Source organism: Ralstonia sp. 25C, assembly GCF_051904805.1.
Classification (GTDB): domain Bacteria; phylum Pseudomonadota; class Gammaproteobacteria; order Burkholderiales; family Burkholderiaceae; genus Ralstonia.
Window position 1 is genome coordinate 1,603,515 of sequence record NZ_CP196738.1, and the last position, 22,196, is coordinate 1,625,710.

Annotated in this window: 19 protein-coding genes; 13 read left to right on the top strand and 6 right to left on the bottom strand. The window is 65.1% G+C overall.

Going from position 1 to position 22,196, the window contains the following annotated elements:
• Positions 1-6: 6 nt before the first annotated feature.
• Positions 7-1,098, bottom strand: a complete 1,092-nt coding sequence (gene sctU, locus ACS7SF_RS25720) for a type III secretion system export apparatus subunit SctU (RefSeq protein ID WP_439893285.1) — start codon at positions 1,096-1,098, stop codon at positions 7-9.
• A gap of 297 nt (positions 1,099-1,395) precedes the next feature.
• Between sctU and ACS7SF_RS25725 the strand changes: the two genes are divergently transcribed.
• The 10 genes from ACS7SF_RS25725 to sctC all read left to right on the top strand — a co-directional run bounded on the left by ACS7SF_RS25725 (position 1,396) and on the right by sctC (position 10,601).
• On the top strand, positions 1,396-1,890 hold the full coding sequence (locus ACS7SF_RS25725; protein ID WP_439893286.1) for an HrpB1 family type III secretion system apparatus protein: 495 nt from the start codon (positions 1,396-1,398) through the stop codon (positions 1,888-1,890).
• 30 nt (positions 1,891-1,920) lie between these two features.
• Positions 1,921-2,316 carry a type III secretion protein HrpB2 gene (locus ACS7SF_RS25730; RefSeq protein ID WP_439893287.1) on the top strand — a complete coding sequence of 132 codons (396 nt, stop codon included), beginning with the start codon at positions 1,921-1,923 and terminating at the stop codon, positions 2,314-2,316.
• Positions 2,316-3,128 (top strand): type III secretion system inner membrane ring lipoprotein SctJ, encoded by an 813-nt coding sequence (gene sctJ, locus ACS7SF_RS25735; RefSeq protein ID WP_439893288.1) that lies wholly within the window; start codon positions 2,316-2,318, stop codon positions 3,126-3,128. Before ACS7SF_RS25730 ends, sctJ begins: the two co-directional genes overlap by 1 nt.
• Complete coding sequence (locus ACS7SF_RS25740; protein WP_439893289.1) at positions 3,125-3,775, top strand: type III secretion protein HrpB4; 651 nt, start codon at positions 3,125-3,127, stop codon at positions 3,773-3,775. Before sctJ ends, ACS7SF_RS25740 begins: the two co-directional genes overlap by 4 nt.
• Positions 3,760-4,494, top strand: a complete 735-nt coding sequence (gene sctL / locus ACS7SF_RS25745) for a type III secretion system stator protein SctL (protein WP_439893290.1) — start codon at positions 3,760-3,762, stop codon at positions 4,492-4,494. The genes ACS7SF_RS25740 and sctL overlap by 16 nt, the downstream gene beginning before the upstream one ends.
• Positions 4,491-5,810: a type III secretion system ATPase SctN gene (gene sctN, locus ACS7SF_RS25750; RefSeq protein ID WP_439893291.1), complete on the top strand. Its 1,320-nt coding sequence runs from the start codon at positions 4,491-4,493 to the stop codon at positions 5,808-5,810. Before sctL ends, sctN begins: the two co-directional genes overlap by 4 nt.
• A complete protein-coding gene (locus ACS7SF_RS25755) occupies positions 5,807-6,304 on the top strand; it encodes a type III secretion protein HrpB7 (RefSeq protein WP_439893292.1) in 498 nt (165 codons plus the stop codon). The genes sctN and ACS7SF_RS25755 overlap by 4 nt, the downstream gene beginning before the upstream one ends.
• A 34-nt stretch (positions 6,305-6,338) precedes the next feature.
• Positions 6,339-7,199 carry a type III secretion system export apparatus subunit SctT gene (gene sctT / locus ACS7SF_RS25760; protein WP_439893293.1) on the top strand — a complete coding sequence of 287 codons (861 nt, stop codon included), beginning with the start codon at positions 6,339-6,341 and terminating at the stop codon, positions 7,197-7,199.
• A gap of 130 nt (positions 7,200-7,329) precedes the next feature.
• Entirely contained in the window at positions 7,330-8,766 is a 1,437-nt protein-coding gene (locus ACS7SF_RS25765) for a helix-turn-helix transcriptional regulator (protein ID WP_439893294.1), read from the top strand.
• A gap of 134 nt (positions 8,767-8,900) precedes the next feature.
• Entirely contained in the window at positions 8,901-10,601 is a 1,701-nt protein-coding gene (gene sctC, locus ACS7SF_RS25770) for a type III secretion system outer membrane ring subunit SctC (RefSeq protein ID WP_439894483.1), read from the top strand.
• Between the two features lie 73 nt (positions 10,602-10,674).
• Here the strand turns inward: sctC and ACS7SF_RS25775 are convergent, their stop codons facing one another.
• The 3 genes from ACS7SF_RS25775 to ACS7SF_RS25785 form a co-directional block, all read right to left on the bottom strand.
• Positions 10,675-12,456, bottom strand: a complete 1,782-nt coding sequence (locus tag ACS7SF_RS25775; protein ID WP_439893295.1) for a leucine-rich repeat domain-containing protein — start codon at positions 12,454-12,456, stop codon at positions 10,675-10,677.
• Positions 12,457-12,896: 440 nt separating this feature from the next.
• Positions 12,897-14,093, bottom strand: coding sequence for a hypothetical protein (locus tag ACS7SF_RS25780; RefSeq protein WP_439893296.1), 1,197 nt, complete (start codon positions 14,091-14,093; stop codon positions 12,897-12,899).
• A 69-nt stretch (positions 14,094-14,162) separates the two neighbouring features.
• Positions 14,163-15,518, bottom strand: coding sequence for a hypothetical protein (locus tag ACS7SF_RS25785; RefSeq protein ID WP_439893297.1), 1,356 nt, complete (start codon positions 15,516-15,518; stop codon positions 14,163-14,165).
• A gap of 752 nt (positions 15,519-16,270) precedes the next feature.
• Between ACS7SF_RS25785 and ACS7SF_RS25790 the strand changes: the two genes are divergently transcribed.
• The gene (locus ACS7SF_RS25790) at positions 16,271-16,405 is read left to right on the top strand and encodes a hypothetical protein (protein ID WP_439893298.1); all 135 of its coding nucleotides are present in this window, start codon (positions 16,271-16,273) and stop codon (positions 16,403-16,405) included.
• 57 nt (positions 16,406-16,462) lie between these two features.
• Here the strand turns inward: ACS7SF_RS25790 and ACS7SF_RS25795 are convergent, their stop codons facing one another.
• Entirely contained in the window at positions 16,463-18,787 is a 2,325-nt protein-coding gene (locus ACS7SF_RS25795) for a TonB-dependent siderophore receptor (protein WP_439893299.1), read from the bottom strand.
• A gap of 416 nt (positions 18,788-19,203) precedes the next feature.
• Between ACS7SF_RS25795 and ACS7SF_RS25800 the strand changes: the two genes are divergently transcribed.
• The gene (locus ACS7SF_RS25800) at positions 19,204-19,365 is read left to right on the top strand and encodes a hypothetical protein (protein ID WP_439893300.1); all 162 of its coding nucleotides are present in this window, start codon (positions 19,204-19,206) and stop codon (positions 19,363-19,365) included.
• Positions 19,366-19,375: 10 nt separating this feature from the next.
• On the opposite strand, the gene ACS7SF_RS25805 is transcribed toward ACS7SF_RS25800, so the two are convergent.
• Positions 19,376-20,962 (bottom strand): glycoside hydrolase family 28 protein, encoded by a 1,587-nt coding sequence (locus ACS7SF_RS25805; RefSeq protein WP_439893301.1) that lies wholly within the window; start codon positions 20,960-20,962, stop codon positions 19,376-19,378.
• A 312-nt stretch (positions 20,963-21,274) separates the two neighbouring features.
• Between ACS7SF_RS25805 and ACS7SF_RS25810 the strand changes: the two genes are divergently transcribed.
• The gene (locus ACS7SF_RS25810; protein WP_439893302.1) at positions 21,275-22,177 is read left to right on the top strand and encodes a type III effector protein; all 903 of its coding nucleotides are present in this window, start codon (positions 21,275-21,277) and stop codon (positions 22,175-22,177) included.
• Positions 22,178-22,196 lie beyond the last annotated feature (19 nt).

Sequence of the window (22,196 nt, forward strand, 5' to 3'; positions counted from 1 at the left end):
GATGCCTCAGTTCAAGATGGAAGGGCTGACGCCCATGTGTTTGGCGCTGGGGTCCTTCGCGCCGATCTCGCTTACCCAGGCCAGCACTTCAGCCACGGTCTCAAACAGCGCTTCAGGAACCGGGGCGTTCAGCTCCACTAGGTGAAGCGCGCGCGCCAATGGCGGGTTGCCGATGATCGGAATGCCCAACGCCTGCGCTTCTTCACGCAGCTTGAGGGCCTCGTCGTCGACGCCCTTGGCGCAGATCACTGGCAGGCCGCATTCTTCGGGCGCGTAGCGGATCGCCACTGCGTAGTGCGTGGGGTTGACGATCACGGCCTGCGCGCCGGCCACGGTCTGCTTCGGTTTGGCCTCCTCCACCATCTCGCGTGCGATTTGCTTGCGCTGGCCCTTGATGTGCGGATCGCCTTCGCTGTTCTTGTGCTCGCGCTTGACTTCGTCTTTGCTCATGCGGTGGTCGCGGATGAACAGCCAGCGCTGAATGCCAAAATCCACACCACCTAGCAGCAGAAACAGCAGGCCGCCCGCGCCCAGCAGCTTCACCAGCATCGACATGCCGATCTGGGCGATATCCATGATGGGCTGATACGGCGTGCCCACGATGGTGGGCAACAACATCAGGATCAGCTTCCACAGCGCGGCGCCCACCGCTACCGCCTTCACGACCATCTTCAGCAGATCGATCATCGAGCGCATGGAGAACATGCGCTTGAGGCCCGATGCCGGGTTGATGGCGCTCATCTTCAGTTCCAGCGGCTTGGTCGAGAGCACGATGCCGGTCTGGCCCCAGGTGCCGATCCACGCGACGAGCGCAAATACGAGGCTCACGGGCAGCGTCATCAGCGCGAGCTGCAGTGCGACATGGCCGATGGTCTGCTTGAGTGTCATGGTGGGGTGCCGACTGTTGTCGACATCGAGCGCAAGGTCCACCAGCGCCCGCCAGCGATCGCCCAGTAGCGACGCCGTCATGGCAAGCAGCAGACAGCCCGTCAGCAGAACGACGGCGGCGATCAGGTCCGCGCTCTTGGCGGTCTCGCCGTCCTTGTGCGCGTCTTTGAGTTTCTTGTCTGTGGGCTCTTCGGTTTTTTCGTCCGACATGGTGCGAGCGCAAGCGGCCGTGGTGATGCAGGGCATTGTGGGGACGCGGGTGATGCCTTCTCGCGCCGCGGGCGAAAGCGAATGCGCCGTTCCGAAGGTCGTAGGCAACCCGTACGCAATAGGGCGGCGCGGTGGTGTGCGCGCCTGCGCACAGGGCGGGCGGACTTCGGGGTGGGGCGCTCTTTTTCGCGCTGGCCCGTCGGCGGGCTGCATGCGGGCGTCTATGGTTCCACCCGAGGTCGGCCGGTTCATCCCCATGCCGGCATCGACATGACCTGACACGGAGAACCCTGCGATATGGAACCGATTCAATGCAGCAACCGCCTGCTGGGCGGGCTGCTGGAAGTCCTGATGTATGCGACCCGCAGCGGGCAGTTCGATAACGCGCAGTCGCTGCTGACTGCGCTGCGCACGCTGCGCCCGAACTTCCGCGAGCTCGATCTGGTGGAAGGCTGGCTGTTGGTCGGCCGCCATCAATACGCCGACGCCGCGCGCATCTTGCGTGAACTGCACAACGGCGAGCGCGCTGAAAGTGTGGTGCCGTTTGCCTCGGCCATGATGGCCCTGTGCCTGAATGCCCTGGGCGACCCGGAATGGCACGTGTATGCCAACGAGGTGCTCGCGCGCGACGAAGACCCGGATTCCGTCGCCCTAGTGCGCACGCTGGTTGGCGTGCAGGAAGAGATGGATGCGGGCACGTTCACCGGTACTACCGGTGCCGCCGCCGCGCCGGCCGCCGAAAGCGTGGACTTGAGCGCCTACCACAGCGCGCACTACTTCACCCGCGTCTAACCATCGTCATCATCCTGTTGGGAGTCCATCATGATCCAAGGTCCGACCGCCATTCCCCCCGTGACTGCAGGCACGCAGGCCCCCGCCATTGCCCCCACGGAAGCGGCTGCCAGTGCGGCGCCTTCGCCCGAGCTGGTCGCACGTTTTGAATCCATGCTGCAGAACGCCAAACACAGCCAGCACCACAGCAAAGGGCCGTCGGCCGTTGGCGAGCTGGTGAAGAAAGAGGATGCCGCTGTGCAGGCATCCATGGCGCGTGTGGAAGCCATGACCGAAGCCGAACGTGGGATGTCCGTGCAGGAAGTGGTGGCCGAGGGCGTACGTGTGCAGATGGAGTGCGCGGCCACCATGACGAAGATCCACCTGGGCAGCACCATCGCGCATTCCGGCAAGAATGCCGTGCAGACCTTGATGCGGAACCAATGATGCAAACCGCGCTTGCATCCTCCCGCACGCGGCGTGGCGCGCTGGCACTGCTGTTTGTGCTGAGCGCCCTGCTGGCCGGCTGCAACAAGCAGCTGTTCGCACAACTGAGCGAGGCCGATGCCAACGACATGCTCACCGTGCTGCTGCAAGCCGGTATCGACGCGCAGAAGAACTCGCCCGACGACGGCAAGACCTGGACAGTGATGGTGGAGCAAGACGCCTTTGCACGCGCGATGGAGGTCTTGCACAGCCATGGCCTGCCGCACGAGAAGTACGCGAGCCTGGGCGACATCTTCAAGAAGGATGGGCTGATCTCCACCCCCACCGAAGAGCGCGTGCGCTTTATCTACGGCGTGTCGCAGCAGCTCTCGCAAACGCTCTCGCGCATTGATGGCGTGGCGGTGGCCAACGTGCAGATCGTGTTGCCGAACAACGATCCGCTGGCCACGGTGGTCAAGCCCTCCAGTGCATCGGTGTTCATCAAGTACCGGCCGAGTGCGAACGTGTCGTCGCTGGTGCCGAGCATCAAGAACCTCGTTGTGCATAGCGTGGAAGGGCTGACTTACGAGAACGTGAGCGTCACGCTCGTACCCGGTACGGTCGACGCAGCGGTCACCTCCGACGCGGCGAGCCGCGCGCCTGCGGGGGTGTCGTGGGCCACGCTGGGTGGCGTGGTAGGTGCACTGGGCGTGATCTTGCTGCTGTGGCGCGCCGCGACCCGGCTGGCTGCCGTCCGGACGCGACTTGACGCAGTGCGCGCGCGCGTGGAAGACAAACTGCCAGCACGCTGGAAGAAGCGCGCAACCGCATGAGCCACGCCAGCGCCGCACCTGCCTTTGCCACCACGCCGGATGCCACCATGATCCTGCGCATGCTGCACGCCTATCAGGAACGGCTGCAGGGCTTGCCGCTCGTGGTCAACGCTTCGACATGGGCAGCCGAGGCGAATGGCTTGCCGGCGGACCTGGTCAAAGACTGGCGCCAGGTGTGTCTGGTGCTGGGGGTGCGCCAGGTCGGGTTGCCCACGTTGCTGGCCCAGGCACACCGCCTGGCGGTGCTGGATGCAGAACACCTCCGGCACGTGTTGGCCGCCCGCATCTTGATCGCCAGGCGGGGTGCGCTGGCCCGATGCATCGACGGCACCTACCTAGCGAGCCTTGAAGCGCTATTGGGTGACGCAGCCTTCGCGGCCCTGACGCAGCGCGAGCACTGGGCTGCCGACCCGGGCGGCCCCCTGCCGACGCTGGACTTGCAGCAACTGGCACAGGCCGGCTTGCACGCGCTGATTGCCGAAGGCGCGGTGACCGACCCATCGCTGGCGCAGCTGATGCGCCTGACGATCAACATGCAAGCGCCCGTGGCGGTAGGCCCGGATGCCCCCGCAGTTGAGGAGCAAACCGCGCAGTTCATGGCTGCGTTGCCCGTTCTCTTTCCGGAGTTGTCATGGTTATTTGGCTGAGACGCGACGCCGCGCTGGGCATTGGCTCGGACGTGATTCGCGCCGAAGACTACCGGCACGTGGTAGATCTGGATGCTGCATGGCAGTCCGTGCAGGCCGCGCGCGACGCCGCCTTGGCCGATGCACGCGCCCAGGCCGACGCCATCGTCGCTCAGGCGCAGGCCACCGCCGATGAGATGCTGCGACAAGCCGATCAACGTGCCCAACGCAGCGCCAAACTCGGCTATGCGGCGGGCCAACGTCGCGCGTTGGAAGACTTTCATGCCTCGATGGCCGCACGCGCCTTTGAGGATGCGGAAGCCACGCACCGCGAAGAGGGTCGGCTTGCCACAACCGTGATGCAGGCGGTGGAACACGTGGTGCTGGAAACCGACCGGCAAGCGCTGTTTGCCCGCGTGGCGGCAACGCTTGGCCGCGTGCTGCAAAGCCAGTCGCGGCTGACGGTGCGCGTGTGTGCCGATGAAATTGACGCCGCCCGCGCGGCCTTCGCCAAGGCAGTGCAAACCGGCACACTCAGCGCTGCGATTGAAGTGCTGGCCGATGATCGTGCCGAACCGGGCCACTGCCAGTGCGAATGGGACCACGGCGTGGCCGACGCCAGCCTGCGCGTGCAACTGGCCGCGCTGCGGCAAGCGCTGTCGAGCAAGCGCCGCACGCCTGTCGAGCCGAGCGCCACCTATGCCGACGACCACGACACATACGACGAGGATGCGGAATGACCAAAGCCGCGCTCATCGACGCCCTGGACGAAGCCGTCCGCAGCACGGTCACCGTCCAGCGGTTCGGCAAGGTGGTGGAAGTGACCGGCACCTTGCTGCGTGTGGGCGGCGTAGACGTCAAGCTCGGCGAGTTGTGCACGCTGACCACGCCCGACGGCACTGAACTGCAGCAGGGCGAGGTGGTCGGCTTTAGCGAGCACTTTGCACTGCTGGCACCGTTTGGCGGCGTGGTGGGCTTGTCGCGCTCGACCCGCGTGGTGCCGAGCGGGCGCACGCTCTCCGTGGGCATTGGCCCGGGCTTGCTGGGGCGCGTGCTCGACGGGCTGGGCCGGCCGGCCGATGGTGGGCCGCCGCTGGATGTGGTCGGCTACATGCCGGTGTTTGCGCAGGCGCCCGACCCCATGTCGCGCCGCCTGGTCGAGCTGCCGCTCGCCACGGGTGTACGCGTGATCGACGGCTTGGCGACCTTGGCCGAGGGCCAGCGCATGGGCATCTTCGCGCCAGCAGGCGTGGGCAAGAGCACCTTGCTGGGCATGCTGGCACGCGGCACCGAATGCGACGTCAACGTGATCGTGCTGATTGGCGAGCGTGGGCGTGAAGTGCGCGAGTTCATCGAGCAGATTCTGGGCGAGGAGGGCATGCGCCGCTCCGTGCTGGTGTGCGCCACGTCGGACCGTTCGTCGGTGGAGCGCGCCAAGGCGGCGCACGTCGGCACTGCCATCGCGGAGTACTTCCGAGATCAGGGCCTGCGCGTGCTGTTGATGATGGATTCGCTCACGCGCTTTGCGCGCGCCCAGCGCGAGATCGGCCTGGCCGCGGGCGAGCCACCAACGCGGCGCGGTTTCCCGCCATCGGTGTTTGCCGAGCTGCCGCGCCTGCTGGAACGTGCCGGGATGAGTGCAGCCGGTTCGATCACCGCGCTCTACACCGTGTTGGCTGAAGACGAATCCGGCAACGACCCCGTCGCTGAAGAAGTGCGCGGCATTCTGGATGGCCACCTGATCCTGTCGCGCGACATTGCCGCCCGCAACCGTTACCCGGCCATCGACATCCTCAACAGCCTGAGCCGTGTGATGACACAGGTGGCGCCGCCCGACCACTGCGCCGCAGCCGGCCGCATGCGCCAGCTGCTGGCCAAGTACAACGAGGTGGAAACGCTGCTGCAGATGGGCGAGTACAAGGAAGGCAGCGACGCCGTGGCCGACACCGCCGTGCAGTGGAACGGCTGGATGGAAGACTTCCTGCGCCAGCGTACCGATGAGTGGTGCAGCCCCGACGAGACCGCGCGGCTGCTAGGCGAGGTGGCGCAGGCATGACGCGCAAGCGCTCGCACGTATGGCACACGCTGATCGAGGCCAAGACGCGCCAGCGCCGCCGCGTAGAAGCAGAGATCGCCCTCGCGCAGCAGGCCGTGGCCGACGCGCGGGAAGCAGTGGCAGAGAGCGAGCACGCCTGTGAGCTTGCGCACGACCGGCTGCGCGGCCACATCCAACGCATGGACGCGTTGATCGCCGCCCCTGTGTTGCTGGCCGATGCGTACCTGCGCTACGACGCATTTCGCGGCGAGCTGGACGATGCGGTTGTACAAGCCGAGCAGACCGTGGCTGCTGCAAACGCCGCCGTGGCCGAGCGCGAAGCGGAACTGGTGGTGCGCAAGCAAGCACTGGCCCGGCTAGATGCCATGCTGGACCAATGTCGCAAGACCGCAGAACGCCTCGACCAACAAGACGCCACCGAGCGCGAACTTGCCACCGAAGAAGAGGCCGTGGAAGCCATCCTCGCGCGGCCACGCCCCCGCGTCGGGGCTTGAGGCCCGACACCTCTGACGACCTTCACGCATTCCTATGGAAGCTATCGATACCGTACTGCGCGCTTGGTTTGATGTTGACGAAAGCGCGGAAGTCATCCTGGCGCTGCTTGCGCTGTCGTGCGTGCGCATCATGACGATCTTCGCGATCCTGCCCGCCACGAGCGACCAATCCGTGCCCGGCACGGCGCGCAACGGCGTGGTCTACACGCTCGCCATCATCGTGGCAGCGGCGCAGCCGCCAGCCGTGGCGGAACACCTCAGCGCGGCCCGGTGGTTCCTGCTTGCGGGCAAGGAGATTTTTCTTGGGGCGTGCCTCGGCTACGCGGCATCCACGGTGTTCTGGGTGGCGCAGACAGCCGGCACGATCGTCGACAACATGGCGGGCTTCAACAACGTGCAGATGAGCAACCCGTTGCAGGGGGACCAGAACACGCCCATCGGTAACACGCTGCTGAACCTGGCCGTGACCTTGTTCTATGCAGCGGGTGGCATGCTGTTTTTACTGGGCGTGGTGTTTGAATCGTTTCGCTGGTGGCCATTGGGCGCGACGTTGCCCGACATGAGCGCCGTGGCGCAAAGCTTTCTGCTGCAGCAGACCGATTCCATCTTCTCCACAGCGGTCAAGCTGGCAGCGCCGGTGATGATGACGCTCTTCCTGATCGACGCGGGTATCGGGCTGCTTTCGCGTGCGGCTGACAAGCTGGAACCCGCATCGCTCGGCCAGCCCATCAAGGGTGCCGTGGCGATCCTGATGGTGACGGCGCTGGTGATCGCCATGTCCAGCCAGGTGCGAGATACGCTCACCTACAGCCAGCTGCTGCAGCGGGTCAAGAGCGGGCTGGTGGGTGACACAGCGGGCGACGGCAGGTCGTCAAAACCGAAACTTCCGCAGTGAGGATTGTTCAGCGCCTGACGAAGCTTTGTTGAGATTGTCGAGCCCGTGATTTCTTAGGATGTCCTTAGAAGATTCAACACGGAATTGTCGGCGCCACGCCGGCTGTCACGACCTCAACGGGAGCATCGTCATGCTGGGAAATATCTACTTTGCCTTGGCCTCCGGGCTCGCCACGCGCGAACGTCTGCCCGACTATGCGAAAGCTGTCTTCGCCGAGGAATTCGAGCGCGCGTATCAATTGGTCGATGACCATGAAGGCTTGCAAGGCAAAGATGCAAGCGACTACGTCGGCGTGCTGGCCATGGCGGATGCCTCCATGTTGCTCGAGTGCGAGGAAGATGCCGAAGAGGCCTTCCGCGCCGCCCAACGACTCATCCGCCATTCGGATGATCAACTGCGGGTGGTGTCGTGCCGCAATACGGGCTGGCAATCGTTGCTGCGTGATCGCTATTCCGCTGCGGCCGGCTGCTTCTCGCGCATGGCGGAAGATGAAGGTGCGACGTGGTCGCAGCGCGTTGAGGGCATGATGGGCCTGGCACTGGTGCACCACCAGCTCGGCCAGCAGGATGCCGCAGACGAAGCACTGCAATCCGCCCGTGAGATCGCGAGCGAGCGTAAGGACACCGGTTGGATCGCCGCGCTCGATCTGATCGTCTATGAATTTGCCGTGCAGTCCGGCATTCGCTGCTCCAACCGCTTGCTGGAACACGCGTTCTGGCAATCGGCAGAAGTGGGTGCCGCGCTGCTGCACCACCACGGCGGCCGCGATGGCTGGGCCGGCAATGGCAAGCATGACGCGGCCATTCCCGTCATGGTCCAACGCCGCGCTGAATATCTGAGCCTGCTGCGCCGTATGGCCGATGGCGACCGCACTGCCATCGATCCGCTCATGGCGATCATGGGTCAATCGCGCCGCATGGGTAGCCGCCTGTTGATGCAGACCAAGGTGGAAGTCGTGCTGGCCGCGCTCAGCGGTGAGCAGCATGACGTGGCCGGCAGGGTGTTCGACCAGATCTGCAACCGCGATACCTCCTTCGGTGCGCGCCGCTGGAACTTCGATTACCTGTACTGCCGCGCCAAGATGGCCGCACAGCGCGGCGATGCGGCCGGCGCACTGAAGTACTACACCGCTTACATGCAAGACGCGCTGCGCTGCCTGCGCACGGAATCGCCCGGCGTGCGCCGCATCGCGCAGACCACGCCGGCCGCCTCGCGTGCGTCGGATGACGTGAGCGCGCGGCTGTCCGCCAAGTACCGTCGTGCGTATCACTACATCCTCGACAACATCGAGCGCAGCGACCTGACCACGCGTGAGGTGGCCGCGCACATCAACGTGACGGAACGCGCGCTGCAGCTCGCCTTCAAGAGCGCGGTGGGCATGTCGCCCAGCTCGGTTATTCGCCGCCTGCGTCTTGAGGGCATTCGCTCTGACCTTCTCGACGAAGGGCGTGGGCCGTCGAACATCATCGACACGGCATCGCGCTGGGGCATCCGCAGCCGTTCGGCACTGGTCAAGGGCTATCGCAAGCAGTTCAACGAAGCCCCGTCAGAAACCATCTGGCGTTAAGCCGCCCAGTGGCCGTGCGCATGCACGCGCATGGCCCGTCTTCTTCATCCTCTCGGAGTGCAATCATGCATCTGACTCGAACAGCGAGCCGGACGCGCGGCGTGCGTGCTGTGTTCCTGCGCCTGATGGGCGCGATGGTCGCGGCGCTGTCATTGGCGGGCAGCGCCATGGCTGCGGTCATCCCATGGCAATCGCAGAAATTTGAATACGTGGCCGACCGCAAGGACGTGAAGGACGTATTGCGCGATCTGGGTGCGAGCCAACATGTGATGACGTGGATCTCGCCCCAGGTCGAGGGCAGCGTGACGGGCAACTTTAATGAAGCGCCGCAGAAGTTTCTGGACCGCATGGCCGCTACGTTTGGTTTTGCGTGGTACTACGACGGCGCGGTGCTGCGCGTGACCGGCGCCAACGAAGCGCAGAGCGCAACGATTGCGCTGCAACGCGCGTCCACCTCGCAGGTCAAGCGTGCGCTGACGCGCCTGGGCGTGACGGACCCGCGCTTTCCGGTGCTGTATGACGATGAGACGGGCAGCGTGGTGGTGTCCGGTCCGCCGCGTCTGGTGGAGCTGGTGCAGGACATCGCGCGCCTGATCGATCGCGGCCGTGAAGATGCCAACCGTACCGTGGTCCGCACGTTTCCGTTGCGCTATGCCTGGGCCACCGATCACACCATGGTCGTCGACGGGCAAAGCATGAACATTCGCGGAGTGGCGTCGATCCTCAACAGCATGTACGCCAACAACGCGCCGAGTACTGAGAGCACGCAGGCGCCGCGCGGTGGGGATCGTCGCGTCAACAGCGTCGCCCCCGGTGAGGCGAATGCCGGCCGTGGCGGCACGCGCGCACTCGCGGGTCTGGGCGGCAAGCCGCCGCTGCCGCCGGGCGGCGTCGGCCAATATGCCGGCGGCAACTCAGCGGCGCCCTTGCCGGCGGGTGAAACGCGCAGCCGCACCGACGCCTTCCAGGACGATGGCGGCAGCGCGCCCATCATCCGTGCGGACCCGCGCAGCAACTCGGTGCTCGTGCGTGACCGGGCCGATCGCATGGCCGCACACCAGTCGTTGATCGAGTCGCTCGACACGCGGCCGGCCGTGCTGGAGATCAGCGCGAGCATCATCGAGATCAGCGAAACCGCGCTGGAAGATCTGGGTGTCGACTGGCGCCTGCATAACAGCCGCGTCGATCTACAAACGGGTTATGGCACCAACACGCAGCTCGCCAACCCTGGTTCGCTCGATTCGGTGGCCACCACGGCCAACGCAGCGGCGGCCATTGCGGCCACGCCGACCGGTGGCGTGCTCACGGCCGTCATTGGCGGGGCGTCGCGCTACTTGATGGCACGCATCAGCGCGCTGCAGCAGACCAACCAGGCGCACATCACCGCCAGCCCCAAGGTGGCCACGCTGGACAACACCGAGGCCGTGATGGACAGCAAGCAGAACTTCTACGTGCCAGTGGCGGGGTATCAGTCGGCCGATCTGTACAACATCTCGGCAGGGGTTTCGCTGCGGGTGTTGCCGATGGTGGTGTCGGACGGCGGCACGTCGCGCATCCGCCTGAACATCCACATTGAAGATGGCCAGATCACCAACCAGATGGTTGGCAACCTGCCGGTGGTCAACAAGAGCGAGATCAACACGCAAGCGTTGATCAACGAGGGCGAGAGCCTGCTGATTGCCGGCTACTCGGTGGACCAGCAGACCAAGGGGGTGGATGCCGTGCCGGGTCTGTCGAAGATTCCGCTGCTGGGTGCGCTGTTCCGGCATGACCAGACGACTGGGCAGCGGTTTCAGCGGTTGTTCCTGCTGACGCCGCGGGTCATCGCGCTGTAACGCGCAATCCTCATGCAGCTGTAGCAAAGCCTCCCAGTGGGAGGCTTTGTTCATTGTGGGCACTCGAAAGCCGTCAGGCCTGGCGTGACGGGCCGGCAGTGCCTTCTCGCTGAAGCGTCTGCCAGTGCTGCTGAGCGATGGGCAGCAACGCCACGGCAAGGCCTGCACTACGCTCTTCTGGGCTGGCTTGCCGGTCTGCTTGCATCAGCCGCTGGACGGCCTTCGCTTGCGGGTCTTGCGCCATCCGCGTCGCCAGTTGCGGCAAAAGCGCCTTCAGCGCACTCGTGCCCCGGGCACCTTCGGCCACCTTGCTGAGTTCCTGCACGAGTTGCCGGCCGCCGGCCGACGCCAGCATGGGCTTCAGTTCCTTCTGCAAATTCACTGGAAGGGCTTCGAGCGCTGCCTTGGCCAGTGTGATGTCCCACAGTTGCTGGACGATGGGCATCAGCTTCGCAGCCGTTTCGTGCGGCAGATTGGCGGATGGAAAGCGCCGTGCCTGCTCGCGCAGCGCTTGGATCTGCGGGTGGCTGGCAATGTTGTGCGCGAACGCGGGCAGCCTTTGCTGAAGCCGGCTGTTGCCGCGTACGCCGAAGGCGCTTTCGCCAATGGCGATCACCAGTTGGCGCCCGGCGCTGGAGGGCACCAGGTCGGCAAGTTCATGCTGCAAGGTGCGCGGCAATGCGCGCGCTGCGGTATTCAATCGGTTGGAGACTTCGCGGTCCGGCTCGGTGTTGAATGCCTCGGCCAGTGCCTGCCGCATGGCGGCGGAATCGTTGGCCTGCGGGGCCATCAGGTTGCGCACGGCTTGGTTTTGCACCGCCGGTAGTCGGTTGTGCGCCCCCTTCAAGCGGAACGCCACCGATACCAGTTGTGCGTTGTTCATGCCGCCGGCGGAGCCGAAGACGGCGTCTTCCATTTCCTCGTTCTTGCGGTCGATGTCGGCGTGCAGGAGTTGAAGCCGTGGGTCGTGCTTCTTGGCCAGGTCCGCACGGGCTTTACCGATCTCGTCTCGGAGGTGTTCAGGAAAGTGGACCTTGCGGCCTGGCTTGGGCGTGATGAGCGATGTCGGCAGGCCCGCCATGGTGAGGCCTGTGCAACCGCGCAAATCGATGGTGACGTTGCGCAGTCTGCTGATGGAAGCCGGTATGGCGCGCAGTTGCGGACAGTGTGAGAGGTTGAGGGTTTGCAGGTTTCGCAGGTTCCCGATGGATTCGGGTATCGCCGTCAGGCCCACGTTGTTGTTCAACTTCAGTTCAGTGAGCCTGGACAGATTGCCGATGCTGGCTGGCACGTCGCGCAGGTAGGTATGTGCCAAGGACAGCGTCTTCAGCTTCTGCGCGTTGCCAATGTCGCGTGGCACCGACGTGAGCGGTGTGCTCTTGATCGCAAGGTGCTCCAGGTTCACCAGGCCGTGCAAGGGCGGCAAATCGCGCACGCCGCTGCCCACCAGTTCGAGGTGCTTGAGTTGCGGCAGTTGCCCCAGCGTATTGGGCAGTGTCAGCAAACGCCGGTTGTCGTGCAGCTTGAGCGTTTCAAGCATGCCCAGGTTGCCTAGATCATGCGGCAACTCGCGCAGGTCGCAATCCGACAGTTCAAGCGCCTTGAGGTGGGCGATTTCGGAGACGAACTCCGGCAGTTGAAGCACGGGTGTCGTCTTCAGCACGATCTTGTCTGCGGAATCCCAGCGGCCTCGGGCCACGTCTTCGATGTGCTCTCGTGCGTTGTTGAGCTGGCGTGCCGCGCTGAAGCCGGCGGGCGGATTGGCCGGGCGATAGTCGGCAATCTGGGACAGCATCTGCGCGTGCCATTGTTGCAGTGCCTGATGAACGCCAGAGGCGGTGATGCGCGCGTCCATGGCGGCGGCACCATGCAGCGGGTTGTTTGGCGCCGAGGCGTGCCCATGGAGCGGACTGTTCGGCGCCGTGCGCGCTGTGCCGGCTGGCGTACCGGCCGTGACGTGGGGGCGGGCGGAGGAACCCTCACCGGCATGGGTCGACGCGCGGCGTCGCCCGAACAGCCCGGCAATGCCGCGTCGACGTGGTTGTTGTGCGGGTTCTTGGCGCGGGGGCGTCACATAGGGCGGGACCCCGCCGCGTGGCGGCGTGGAGTCGGCAGCCGGGGCGTGTGAGGTCCGGCGAAATGGATTGATCGAGGGCATGGAGATCGAGACGAATAAACGGCGCGACGAGGGTGTCGGAGCCCGATGAAGGTTTGAGCGAGCACCGCGCGTGCTCAAAGCATCAGCCCCACGCAAACATCGCGTGGGGCCGAGGTGAAACAAGATCAAGCGATGGCTTACGCGGCCTTCTTGTGCGTCAACGCGCTGGCGCTCACTTGGCTCGAACCCGAGGATTGCGGTGCCGAGATGGGGGCCTTGGAGGTGACGTCGTCACCATCATCATCATCGTCGTCGTTGCCGTTCGACTTGATGGCGGCCAGCGTGCGCTGCTGTGCGGACTGTTGTTGCAGGAGTTGCAGCTCCAGCAGCGCGTCTTGCCCGGTCGGGTCGGCGCCGTTGGGCTGCGCATTGTTGCCGTTGCCCGTCTTGCCGGTGCTGTTCCCGTTGCCGTTGCTCGAATCCACTTCGGCCTCGTGCTTCTTCTTGCCCTTGCGGCCAGCGCCGTCTTGCTCGCTGGTGTGGGCCGGATGTTGCGCCGTGGCGTAGTGCGCCTCAGGTTGCGAGGCATGGCGTGTTTTGCGCGAGGCGTGGAGATCGCCTGCCAGGCCGGCACCCGTCGCCGCCGCGTCGAGCAGCATGGCGCCCTTGCCATTGCCGCTGCTGGCGGCCTTGTCGAACAGGTTCTGCGCCTGAACGCCAACTTCGGCCTTGGCGCCTTCCTTGGCGGCGAGCTTGACCGCATCCTTGATGCCGCTACGGCCACCCGTCAGCGCGCCTTCCACAACAGAGTCGACCACCGCGCCACCAAGATGCGTCTTTTGCAGCACGGATGAGGCAGCGCTGGCAGCCAGGCCTTCGGGTGTCAGGTCCGAGGCCAGCTGTGCAGCGTTGCCGGCGGCCGAGCCAATATCGCCCAGCGCTTCGCCGAAGTGGCCATGCGCTGCCGCCTTGGCCGCAGCGATGCTGCTGTCCGCGACGCCGTTGACGCTGTCGCCGATGCCCTTGACCGTGCGGTCAGCAATGTCGTTGACGAAGCCGCGGGCCTTGTCCACCTTGCTCAGTGCCTTGTCCAGGCCCTTGCTCAGGTGGGCGTTTTCCAGCGATTTCTCAGCCACGTCGAAGGCGGCGGTGTTCAGATCCCGCATGCCCTTGAAGGCGGTCTCGCCAACGCCCACGGCGTCGTGCAACGCTTTTTGGAGGCGCAGATGTACCAGGTCGTTGGTCAGGGCTGCCGTTTGCTTGGCAACGGCTTCCACGTCGTGGACGAGGGTCTTGCCCACGCTTTCTGCGGCGTGGACAAAGCCCTTGCCGACCTTGGCGATGTCTTCGCCGATGTGCTGAAACGCGTGCTTGATTTTGCTGAAGATACTCATGGTGAGTCTCCTTGCTTGAGATGGCAAAAATGACGGCCGTTGCCGGCCGTCGGGTGAAGTGGCTTGGCGTTAGGCGCCTTGCACCTGGGTGTGCTGCTGTTGCGCGCCGCCAGCCTTTTGGGCTTGCAGTTGTTCCAGCACCTTGATCATGTCTTTGAGCAGGGTTTCGAGCTGGGCCATCGGGTTGTTGGCGCTGTTGCCCGTGCCGTCTGCTCCGTTCGCGCCATCGGCTGTGGAGGTGTTCGGCGTGCCTGATGCACCGTTTGCACCGGATGCACCCGACGCACCGTTTGCACCGCTGGCTGCCTGGCCGCCAGCTGCGCCACCGGCACCTTGCGCGCCGCCTGCGCCGCTCGCTCCGCCTGCAGCGCCCGCACCAGCGCCAGCGCCGCCACCTTGCGATTGATCACCGCCAAGCGCCTGCTGTTGTTGCTGGGCCAGCATCTTGAGGATGTCGTCCAGGACCTTCAGCAGTTGTTCGATCATGGAGTCATTGCCCGTCTGACCGCTGGCGTTGGCGCCGTCAGCGCCCGTGGCGCCTGTTGCGTCGCTCGAACCATCTGCACCACCCGAGGCGTCGGCACCACCCGAGGCGTCAGCGCCGCCCGAACCGTCAGCGCCGCTCGAGGCGTCGGCACCGCCCGAAGCGTCAGCGCCGCCCGAGGCGTCAGTGCCGCCCGAGGCGTCAGCACCGCCCGAAGCGTCGGCACCGCCCGAACCGTCAGCACCGCCCGAACCGTCAGTACCACCCGAGGCGTCAGCACCACCCGAGGCGTCAGCGCCGCCCGAAGCATCAGCGCCGCCTGCACCGCCCGCGCCACCATCGGCGCCGCCAGCACCACCAGCACCACCAGCACCACCGAAGGCATTCGCCGTCATCTGCTGCTGCATCAATTGCAGCGCGTCATCGAGCATCTGGAGCATGTCGTCCATGTTGAGGCCCTTGCCGCCCCCGGCACCACCTGCGCCGTTGACGCCCTTGGCGCCTTCGCCCGTGTCGAACTTGTGCTGCATCTGCTCGCTGAGCTTCATGAACTTGAGCAGGTCTTCCAGCAGTTTCATGAGCGCTTGCATCGGGTCTTGACTATTGGAGTCGTCGCCGTTGTCATCGCCCACTTGCTGGCCCTTGTTGGCACCCTGCGCGCCTTGAGGGCCTTGGGCGCCTTGCGAGCCCTGGTTTGCAGACGGGCCATGCGCGCCCCCAGCGGCTGGTGCACCGCCGCCGGCCGGTGCACCCGAGCCGCCGCCGGCACCCGCATTGGCGCCGCCGTTTGCAGTGGCATTGCGCAGCATCGCTTCGATCACCTTCAGGATGTCTTGCACGAGATGCTGCAGCGGGCTTTCTGCCTGGTTCGGCTGCTTGTTGGTTTGATCCAACTGCAACTGGGCCGAGATATTGAGTGATGCGTTGTCTTGGACTTTCATGTTCATGAGTCACCTCAGTGGGCAGGCGTAATGCTTGGCACTGCCCAGGCCGCTGACTGGAGGCAATGCCAATACAGAGAGGAGAGAAACGCCGCGTGACCGGCGCCTCCAGAGAAACGCCGGCACCGCAATCGCTTCCGATTCCGGTTCGGGTCGCGGGGCCGGGATGGCCTAGGGGCTGCCTGTGCCGGGCCGCGCAGCCCAGGGCAGCCGCGTGCCGACAGGCCACTCGCAAGGCGAAATGGCCGGTCGGGCGACTTTGGTGGAACGTTAGTGAATGCGGCCTGTCATGCGACCTGTGCGGGCCGAAGCGCTGATCGCTGGGGCGAAATGAAAGGCGCTGGGAATGCCGCTGCCGCGAGGGCTGAGTGGGGGCTGAGCGCGGGCGAGAGTGCGCGCTTCGTGCGCGTCGTCATCCCTTCGCTCTGCCGTATTGGGCGCTGCAATGGACTACCTAGCATGCAAGCGTCATTGATCCAGGGCTCCACGCCATGCCATCGCCAAAGATCAGCGGACCGAGCGTCCAACCCCATATCAGCCGCACCAACACGCCCAGCACGTCGCCGACGCAAGCGCCGCGAACGCCACAGGCACCGCAGCGCACGGCGCGCAACGCGCAGGGGGAACTGGGTGCATTGTCTGGGCGGAGCAAGAGGCCCTTGCCGCGATCCGGCGACGATCTCCCCGCGCAACCTCCGAGCAAGCGCGCCCGAACGAGTCTGCCCCGCACGCAGTCGGATGCCGATTCGCGCATGGAACGCATCATGCAGATGCAGGCAGAGACCATGATCCGCAGCGCGGAAATGCAAAACGTACTGAACCGTGCCAACACGCAGGCCAAGCTGATGGAAGAGGGCAGCAAGGCCGCCAAGGACCTGATCAACTAGCCCACTAGCCCACTAGCCGACGGGTGCGGGCCGCGCCGGTTCAGAAATCGTGTCGGTTCAAAAATCGTGCGATATGCGCAGCGCCAGCGTGCGGCCGGGCAGGATCGGAATGAAGTTGCCGGTGAGCGTGTTTTCGTACGCGCGCACGTTGAAGAGGTTGCGTGCGAACAGGTCCACCCGCCATGGCTTCTGATGCCAGAACAGGCTGCCATCAAAGCGAACGGCGCCCGGCAGGCGGTAGGGCGTTTGGCCACAGGAATCGACGCTGCTCTGCGCGTTGATACCGAGGCCTGCGCCGAAGCCTGCGAGCGCGCCGCCTTGGACGGTGTACGTCGTCCACAGTGAACCGCCGCGTGTGGGCGTTCTCGGTAGGACGCCACCCGGCAGTGCACCCGATATGCGGGACAGCGCCAGCCACAGTGTAGCCTCCCAACCCGGGGCCACCGTGCCTTGCATGGACAGCTCCAGCCCCTGGCTGGTCTGGTCGATGATCTGCGTGTAGTAGCCCGGATGTGCGACGTCGGCCACGCTGACGTTGCTGGCGTGGATGCGATAGAGCGCCGCCTGCGCAGTCAACGTGCGCGCGGTGTTCTCCCAGCGCAGGCCGGTTTCCAGTTGGCGACTGCGCTCGGGTTGCATGGCGCTGCCGTTGTAGAAATAGCCCGTGTTGATCTGGAAGCCGCGCGAGTAATCGGCAAACCAGGCGGTGTGCGGCGTCAGCTTGTAGAGCACGCCTGCGGCCGGCGTCCATGCCACGCCTTGCAGGTGTGCGTAGGGCAGTTTGGCGACGTAGTTGTTCGCGCGGATGGAGCCCGACACCTCCCAGCGGTCACCAATGGCAATGCGGTCACGCAGGCGGAAGATGGATTGCCGCACCGTTTGCGATAGCGGTATGCCTTGGATGAAGACTGCCGTCGGCAGCACAACCGGTGCAAACGGGTCTTGCGTCGCCACCGAATAGCCACCGGGCGTGAGCATGTCCTGGCGCTCATGAAGCTCGTCCCACCCCAGCGTGAGCGTGTGGCGCAGGGGGCCGTGCGAGAAGGCCCCGGTCAATTCGTTGGAGAGCGCCCAGAGGTGGTTGTCCGTGCGATAGCCCAGGCCCAACATGGTGTTCGGCACGGTGTTGGCTGGCGCTGACCCCAGGCGCCATTGCACGGACTCTTCCGACACGGATTCATAGCTGGCGCGCGAGTGTACGGCCCAGTCGTCCGACAGGCTGTGCGAGAGCGTGTAGTACACGCGCGTGCCGTTGCCCGTAATGCGGTCATCTGCATTGCCGAGCGGGGTTTGCGTCGGGATGCGTGCCGGCGCGCCGTTCAACGCAAACGTAGACAGCTGGATCGGCTGCCGGCTGGACAGGGTTTCCGCCCCCACGGCGATGTCCGTGATGCTGTCGTGCCAACCGAGCGCGCCGTGGCCGTAGCTGACGCGGTGGCCGGCGTAGCCGCCGTCGCTGTTGGCGGTGGTGTCGTCGAGCGCGACCACGCGGTAGGACAAGCCGTCCGTCCCGAGGGCGCCCGCGAGGTCTGCCACCACTTTGCGTTCTGCGTGCGAGCCCACCTCTACGGTGACGCTGCGCTGCGTGGCTTTGGTGGGTGCTTTCAGGTTCGCGTTGATGGCGCCCCCCGCCATGGTGACGCCCGCCACATCGGCGTTCGGCCCTTTGATGACGTTGATGTCTTCTAGCGCTTCCATTGGGCGCAAGGAGGCGAGCTTGTCGGGCAGGCCATCCACCGAGATCGTGTCGGTCATGAAGCCGCGAATGGCGTAGAGCGGCGGCGCGGTCGGGGCAGTCTGCACCGAGGTGACGCCGGTTTGCGCCAGGGCCGCCGCCAGCGACGGCGGCCGCTGGCTGGTCAGCAGGCCGTTGGTGATGGTGTTGACGGCCTGCGGCATGCTCGTCATCGGCATTTCGACACGGGTGATGGCGGCGGTGGAGAACTCAGCGAACCCCTGGTCCGCCGCTCCACGCACTTCAGAGGGCGGCAGCGTGCCGAGGTTGGGAGCCGGTTCGATGTCGCTTGCGTCCGCCGTGGTGGTGACCACGGTGAGTGTGCCGTCGGGCAATGCGGCCAGTGCCAACCCGCTGTCCTGCAGCGCGCGCCGGGCCGCCTCTGCGGCTGTCATGGTGCCTTCAATCGGGCCCGCCACGCGGTCCTTGACCAGACTGGATGCGAACGAGACTGTGTGCCCGCTCACGCGCGTGATTTCCATCAGCACGTGCTCGAGCGATGCGCGTTCGATATGAAACCGGTGCGGATCGTCTTCGGTAAGACCGTAGGCATGTCGCGTGATGGACAGCGCGATGAGCAGGGCGGTAACGCGGGGACGGCGACGAACGGCAAAGGCCACAGATGTCAGGGAGAGCAATGCGGGCATCGTGCAGTCGGATGTTCGAAAACGATCTGGAATGGCATGCGTTGCCGAGCCTCGCCGCAGGTCTGTGTGGTGTGGAGCTCGCCCTTGCCTGGCAAGGCCGTGGCGTTTGGGGGCGACAATGACTTCGGCTGAAGCCGTCGCTTTTCGGCCGCGGCGACGAGCCTCATGCGGGGGCAAGGCTAGCATGGCCAACAATGCCGCGTGCCGGCCGAGCGCTCTGAATGGCGGTTTTCAACCTGCAAACGACACATCATGAGCAACTATCGGATCGGGCTCCAATCTGCCATCGGAACGCATCGCCGCAGCACGGCCGACAAAGAGAACGTAGCACCACAACAGCCGTCGAACGGACGCGCTGCACGGTCCCGCCAAGGTGCGCTGGCGGAGTTGTACGCCAGCCCGCGCGACCAAGCTCCGTGCGTCGCGCCTCGCAGGCCGTGCGTACGCAGCCACGTCAATTGACCGCGCAAGAGCAGCAGATGATTCACCGGGCTGAAGATCATCGCGCGCGCTATCACAACGAAATGCCCGACTACGCCGGTGCGGAAGCCCACTACCGGGCGCAGTACGGGCATTAAAACGGACGCATTAGATCGGCGAACTGGGTGCCACCGACTTCAGCGGCACAAACACGTTGCTGCAATCGACGGGCGCGGCCGAGCCCGGAGCGCCACTCACGGTCACGTCATTGGACGATGACGTGACGATGCTGCTGGCAAAGCTGACCGGCCCCGTGCCGCTAAACGTGAAGTGCACATCAGCCGGGGAGGCGAGGCCACCGTCGTGCGCGCTCGCGAACGCCGGCTGCGTGCCGTCAAAGACCACGTTGTCCAGCGTGATCGTCAGCGGATGCTTCTGCTTTTTGGCCTCGTAGCCGAGGAAGGTCATGGTGCGCGCCTTCAGCTTGGCAGTGCCCGTGTCGTGGAAGTTCTTCACCACGATGTTGGTGAAGCTGGGATACAGCTTGCCTTTGCTGCTGCTGTAGAACGGATCGAACACCAACGGCGCCTTGACGTTGCGCATGCAGATGCCGTTGTAGACCACGTTGTCGACATGGCCGCCGCGTGAGGCGTCGGACTTGATGCGCAGGCCACCACCGCCCGAGCTGTCGTTGCCGTCGATGACGAGGTCGGTGACCAGCATGTTGCTGACGCCCGCGTTGGTTTCGCTGCCAATCGACAGGCCGTGCCCGTAGTAGAAGTGGTTGTGCGCGAAGGTCAGGTTCTTGACCGCGCCGCTGCTGGCTTTGACGGCTACGTGATCATCCCCCGTGCTGATGTACGAATACGCGAGCAGTACGTTGGTCGACTGGCCGGGGTCGAAGCCGTCGGTGTTCTTGGCGGTTTCCGGCGTGAAGCACGTGGCGGGGGTGACCTGGTCGGGCGTGGTGCCGGCGGCGCACTTGTAGCCGGGCACAGAGTAGGCCAGGCTCGGCGTCACGATCTTGATGCCCCAGGCGGTCACGCCCGCCGTGCCCGTCGTCACGATATGGAAGTTGGGCGAGTTCTGCACCGTCACGCGGTACAGCGTGAAATTGCTGCCATTGAAGAGTTGTACAAGGCGCGGGTTCTGCTGGTTCAGGCCCTTGGTCTTGTTCAGATAGGCGATGTCCCACCATGTGAGGCGGTTGGCGTTCGGGCCGCTGGTGACGAGGCTGCCGCCGCGCCCGTCGATGGTGCCGTCCCCCACGATGCCGCTGCCCACGGTGTCGCGCGCGGTGATGAGCGGGTTGCACGATTTGTCGTTGGCCGTGGTGGCCGTGCCGCAGGTGCCCACGCCGTTGTCGTAATCGGCTGGGTTGCGCGAGGCGAACAGCGTCACGCCTTTGTCGATCCACAGCGTCACCCCCGATTTGAGGGTCAGCGGGCCGGAGAGGAAGCCCGTTTGCCCGGACGCGCCCGCCACCAGCTTGACGGCTTGCCCCGCCCGGCACGCATTGATGGCGGCTTGAATGCGCTTGGTATCCGGCTGCGAGTTGGACGCGTTGCCGTCCACCGCATCTACCGAGCCGTTGACTGGCGTGATGGACGCAACAAGCGGCGTGCCGCACACGGCGGCGGGCAGGCTTGGTTCGCTCACGGTGCCCCATTGCGTGGAGACCGGGGCATCAGCTGCGTGGGCGGCGGTGGCGCTTGCCAGCGTTGTCAGTACGGCCAGGAAGGGTGTGGCTTTCATCGCTGAGGGGTTTCGACAAGATGGGTTGTGGTCAAACTTCACGCAAATCTGCACGAACCATGCCATATACCCCCAGGACGAGGGGGTGCTCCGTACTGCAGCGCGCCCTGACGCAGTGCGTCGCTCGCGTCAAAGAAATGGCAGGTTTGATGAGGATTTTTGAGAAAGCGGCTGAGCGGGCGGCGTTGTCCTTCGCCCCGTGATGGTTGGCTTCGCTTGTGTGCCGTGTGGCTCGAGGTTCAGTCGCTATGGTGGTTGCCATACGGCGGATTTGGCGCACTCGGCGCATGTCGCCTTTCTCACGATTGCCACATGTCTTCGTTCGCATTGCCTTCTGTAGACGCGCTGATTGCGCGTATTGATCGGTGCATCCGCCAGGCAGCCGAGGCCGCCGAACTCGTGGCCCGGCATGAGGCCCTCTACGCGGTCGTGCACACGCTCAAGTCCGAGATTCTGGAATTCGCGTCCGAAGAACCGGACGACGAGGCTGTCATGCGCTGCGTACAGGCGTTGCACGAGGAGGTTGCTGCGTTCAAGCATAGGCACCCGATTGCGCGGTTGCCATACTCGCCCGAGCTGGATACGCGCTATCCGTTTCGGGACGCAGCGAGTGAGCCGATCATCGTCCATACGCTGGCCGACGCCGGCCACCCGGCGGGCAGCTCGCGCAGCTACCCGGCCGATGCGGTCTGGCCCTATCTGCAGGCCGATGCCGCGCCAGACGCGCGCGGCGCGCTGTACCACCGCAAGCTGCTTTGCCGGCCTGTCCGCCCTGAAGACCTGCGCGACGCGCGCGAACATGCGCTCGTGGGCGAACGCGGTGTGTTTGCGGTACGGGATATTGCGGCGGGTGAATGCGTGGGCGTGTACGGTGGCCGCCTGATGACGCCCGCTACCTACTACACATGCGTTGACGATGCGTTCGTGTTGTCCACCGCGGCAGGCGGCATCGAATCGTGGGTGGATGGCGAGAACATCCTGGCGATGGCCAATACCGTATTCGCCTACACCGGCAACGAACCGGATCGACAGGCCGAGGCCGGCTACAACATGGAGGCCGCCGTGTTCCAGGCCGCGTCACGCTGCGGGCGGTGCTTTTCCATCCGCGCGTTTTTCACCACCGAGCCCGTGGCGGCCGGCACCGAACTGCGTTGGAACTACCGCTACCCGTCTGCCCTGATCCGGCAGCGGTTTGGTGGCCGCCCCGCCGATTGAGTGCGGCGATTGTCGCCGT